At 68.7% G+C, this 3,495-nt stretch carries 2 protein-coding genes and 1 pseudogene; all 3 read right to left on the minus strand.

All coding sequences use genetic code 11. The features are described 5' to 3' along the window. Positions 1-378 (minus strand): annotated as a pseudogene (locus DBR20_RS08615) (hypothetical protein); the annotation flags it as partial. A gap of 11 nt (positions 379-389) precedes the next feature. Then, entirely contained in the window at positions 390-2,291 is a 1,902-nt protein-coding gene (mutL, locus tag DBR20_RS08620) for a DNA mismatch repair endonuclease MutL (RefSeq protein ID WP_108265888.1), read from the minus strand. Between the two features lie 128 nt (positions 2,292-2,419). Then, a partial coding sequence (locus tag DBR20_RS08625; protein WP_108265889.1) for an N-acetylmuramoyl-L-alanine amidase occupies positions 2,420-3,495 on the minus strand: 1,076 nt, incomplete at its 5' end.

Below are 3,495 nucleotides of genomic sequence, written 5' to 3' on the forward strand. Positions count from 1 at the left end.
ATCCTTGTCGGTATCCATGCGGACACGCCCGCGCACAGGCTGTCCGTCGAGGGTGACATCGGTGCCGGACTCCGGCGTGAACCACCACTGGTCGCCTTCACGGCGCAACAGCCCCAGCTTGGCCGGCCCCACCGCCAGGCGGATGCCGCTGGTGGCACCACTGCCGACGAAGTGCGACCGGTTCTGCAACCAGTGCAGGCCGACCAGCGCGGTCCAGCCATCGGGCCGGGTCAGATCCTGGTAGCGCAGCACCCGCCATTGCTGTTGCTGCGCGGCGAATGCCGGATCCTCAACGACGGCTGGCGCCGGCGTCGATGCCGGGCTGCAGGCCGCCAGCAACAGGGCCGCCAGCAGGCCGCCCATTCCCCAAAGTCGCATCGGTGCTCCCCTCAACGTCCGCGCAGGAACCAGCGGTCGATCTCCGCCAGCGAAAAACGGGCCCAGGTCGGCCGGCCGTGGTTGCACTGGCCGGACCGTTCGGTGATTTCCATGTCGCGCAGCAACGCGTTCATTTCCGGCACGGTCAGGCGCCGGTTGGCACGCACAGCGCCGTGGCAGGCCATGGTCGACAGCAGCTCATCGCGCGCCGTGGCGATGCGACGGCTCTGGCCGTGCTCGCGCAGGTCGGTCAGCACATCGCGCAGCAGACCTTCGGGCTCGGCGTGGGCCAGCAGCGCAGGGATGCTGCGCACGTGCAGCGCGCCCGGTCCGGCGCGGGTGATCTCGAATCCGAGGGCGGCCAGCGTATCGGCCTCCGCCTCAGCGGTGTCGGCTTCGCGCTCGCCCACCGCCAAGGTGATCGGCACCAGCAACGGCTGCGACTGCAGGCCGATGCCATCGTGCGCATTCTTCAACCGCTCGTAGCCGATGCGTTCGTGCGCCGCATGCATGTCGACCACGATCAGACCTTCGGCGTTCTCGGCCAGAATGTAGATGCCGTGCAGCTGGGCAACGGCGTAACCCAGTGGGGGCACCCCGGCGTCGGCACTGGTGACCGGCAATCCGTTCTCCATCGGCATCGGCGGCAGCGCAGCACCGCGCTCGGCACCGGCGGGCGATGCATACAGCGCAGCATAGGCCGCGGGTGCGTCGGCTACCTGCAGGCCCAGCGGCTGCTGGGGTCGCCAACCGGAAAAGCCACCACTTCCGCCCTGTCCCGTACCGGGTGCCGGACCGCGCACGTAGCCGAAGCTGGAGGCCGTGGCCCCCGGCATCGCGGACGCGCTGCCGCCCTCGGCCGGATGCACTGCTCCTGCACCGATCTCCTGCGCGCTCATGCCGGCGCGGGTGTCGGCCAGCGCATCCTTCAAGGTGCGGTAGACGAAGTCATGCACCAGCCGCGAGTCACGGAAGCGAACCTCGTGCTTGGCCGGGTGCACGTTCACATCGACGCGCGTCGGGTCCAGTTCCAGGAACAGCACATAGGCTGGCTGCCGACCGTGATACAGCACGTCGCCGTAGGCCATCTTCACCGCGTGGGCAACACTGCGGTCACGCACCGAACGACCGTTGACATACAGGTACTGCTGATCGGTGCTGGCACGCGAATAATGCGGCTGCGCGATCCAGCCATGCAGGCGCAGGCCGGCACTGCTGTGGTCCACGCGCACGGCCTGGCTGGCGAAGTCTTCGCCCAGGGTCTCGGCCAGGCGCACGTCCGAATACAGGTCGCCCGGCTTGTAGCGACGCGAGGCCTTGCCGTTGTGCGAGACACGCAGCTCGACATCGGGACGGGCCAGCGCCAGCGAGCGCAGCCACTCCTCGATATGCCCCAGTTCGGTGCGCTCGGCACGCAGGAACTTGCGCCGCGCCGGCACGTTGTAGAACAACTCGCGCACTTCCACCGTGGTGCCCGGCGCATGCGCGCGCGGGGTCACCTCGCCGATCTTGCCGCCTTCGATCTGCAGTGCCGAACCGTGCTCATCATGGGCACGGCGCGAGGACAGGGTGAAACGGCTGACCGAGGCGATCGACGGCAGCGCTTCGCCACGGAAACCCAGCGTGGCCACCGCTTCCAGCTCGTCCAGGTTGGCGATCTTGCTGGTGGCGTGCCGCGAGACCGCCAGCGGCAACTGTTCCGCGGCAATGCCGCTGCCGTTGTCGCGGATGCGGATCAGGCGCACACCGCCCTCTTCCAGTTCGATATCGACACGGCTGGCGCCGGCATCGATCGCGTTTTCAACCAGCTCCTTGACCACCGATGCGGGCCGTTCGACCACCTCACCGGCGGCAATCTGGTTGATCAGGATTTCCGGCAACGGCCGGATCGGACGCGGATCGGGCGCGTTCATGGGCAGATGGGGCAGGCAGACGTCATGCCACGATGATAGCGGAGCGGCGACAGGTAGAGTCGAGATCCACCGTGTGCAGCGCCAGCCAGGCAGGGCCTGGCTCTACCGGAAGCGGGCGATCCAGCGGCTTACTTGCTGCCGCCAGCCACGGTGCTTGCGGCGTCGATCTCGGCCTGCGCGCGTGCGGCGTACAACGTACCCGGCGGCGGTTGGCGGCTGAAGAACGTGTGCACGCCGTCCAGCACTGCACCGGCGACCTTGCGCTGGTAGGCCGGGTCGATCAAGCGGCGCTCCTCATCCGGGTTGGAGATGAACGCGGTTTCCACCAGCATCGCCGGCATGTCCGAGGTGCGCAGCACCGCGAAGTTGGCGCGCTCGATGTTCGGCTTGTGGTTGTTGCCGATCCGCTTCAGCCCGCCCAGCACGTGCCCGGCTGCATCCTCGGAGGATTTCATGTAACCACTCTGGGCCAGGTCCAGCAGGACGTTGGCCAACGTGCCTTCGGTCTGCTGCAGGCGCACGCCACCGACCAGATCGGCCGCGTTTTCCTTGTCCGCCAGCCAGCGCGCACGCTGCGAAGACGCGCCCTTGGTCGACAGCACGTATACCGACGAACCGGTGGCCGAGCGGTTCTCGGCGGCATCGGCGTGGATCGAAATGAAGATGTCGGCCTTGTTCGCACGCGCCTTCTGCGCACGCATCGGCAGCGGGATGAACACATCGCTGTCGCGGGTCAGGAACGCTTTCAGGCCGGGCGTGGCATTGACCTGACGGGCCAGTTCACGCGCCACCGCCAGGGTGACGTCCTTCTCGCGCTTGCCGGTCGGGCCGATGGCACCGGGGTCCTGGCCGCCATGGCCCGGATCGATCGCCACCACCAGGTGACGCATGCCCGGCTGCATGCGGATGCGCGAGGCATCGCTGGGCATGGTCGGACGCGGCGACTCGGTCGGCGCAACGGGCGTCGGCACCGGCTTCGGCTGGGTGGCCACAACCGCAGTGGTGGCCTGACCGGCCAGGATCGCTGCCGGCGATGACGTCGGCGTGCTGCTGGCGGTGGTGCCCGCTGCCGCCATCTGCACCGGCGCGGTGCTCGGCGCAGGCGTCGGCGCGGCGGGTGCCGCAGCGCTGGCACTGGCCTGCTGCTGGACCTGTGCGGTCAACAGCGCGGTGGCCCGCGCGGCATCACCACGGGACTGTGCGG

The organism is Stenotrophomonas sp. HMWF023, assembly GCF_003060985.1.
Lineage (GTDB): Bacteria > Pseudomonadota > Gammaproteobacteria > Xanthomonadales > Xanthomonadaceae > Stenotrophomonas > Stenotrophomonas lactitubi.